The 847-nt window shown below is 59.0% G+C and carries 1 protein-coding gene; it reads left to right on the forward strand.

Annotation, left to right across the window (positions count from 1 at the left end; all coding sequences use genetic code 11):
- Positions 1 to 41: 41 nt before the first annotated feature.
- Positions 42 to 838 (forward strand): IS5 family transposase gene (locus HNW77_RS17235; RefSeq protein ID WP_082779839.1). Its coding sequence is split into 2 segments (ribosomal slippage): positions 42 to 381 and positions 381 to 838, totalling 798 coding nucleotides; the frame shifts between segments, so codons are not numbered across the junction.
- Positions 839 to 847: the final 9 nt, after the last annotated feature.

Below are 847 nucleotides of genomic sequence, written 5' to 3' on the forward strand. Positions count from 1 at the left end.
TAGGGCCTGTTAGATCTTGAATTTCTTCCCATATTGTAGGGATGGAAGAAGGAGACAGAACAGGCACCTTTACGGACGAGACATGGGCGATCTGGGAACCTCTGATTGAGGAGGTTCGCCCGAGGGGCAAGACGCCGCCACATGATCTGCGGCGGACGATAGCAGCGATTTTCTGGCGTCATGAGAATGGCGCGAAATGGCGGAGTATCCCCGCTGAACTGGGTCCGTGGTGGCGGGCTGCGCAGCTTTTCATCCGCTGGGCGAAGCTCGGCGTATGGGAGCGGCTGCTCGCACTGGTTCAGGAACAACAGGGAGTGGCATTCGGAATGACTTTTCTGGATGGCACAAACATCAGGGCTCACCACAAAGCGGCGGGAGCCCAAAAAAAGGGGCCTCTTTCGAAGAGCGAGACCATCGTGAAGCACTTGGCCGCTCTCGCGGCGGCTATGGCACAAAAGTCTGCGTGATCGCTGATGGACATGGAAAAGCCTTCGGTTTTGCGCTGGCCCCTGGACAGGCTCATGAACTGCCTCTGGCACCAGCCATGCTCGACAGCCTTCCCGCCACTCCCCTGTGGGTAGTAGCGGACAAGGGCTACGCGTCGAACGCCATGCGTGAACGGATATGGGACATGGGAGCACGGCCAGCCATTCCCGCGAAACGACGCGATGGCCCGGTCGCCTGCCCGAAATGGGCCTATCGGTGTCGGCATCTCGTTGAGAACCTCTGGGCTCGCCTCAAGGAGTGGCGCGCTGTCGCAACCAGATATGAAAAAACAGCAACGTCGTTCCTCGCGGTCATCCACATCGCTGCCGCAGCAGACTGGATCAAGCCCTAACAGGCCCTA

It is taken from the genome of Komagataeibacter melomenusus (assembly GCF_013155395.1).
Classification (GTDB): domain Bacteria; phylum Pseudomonadota; class Alphaproteobacteria; order Acetobacterales; family Acetobacteraceae; genus Komagataeibacter; species Komagataeibacter melomenusus.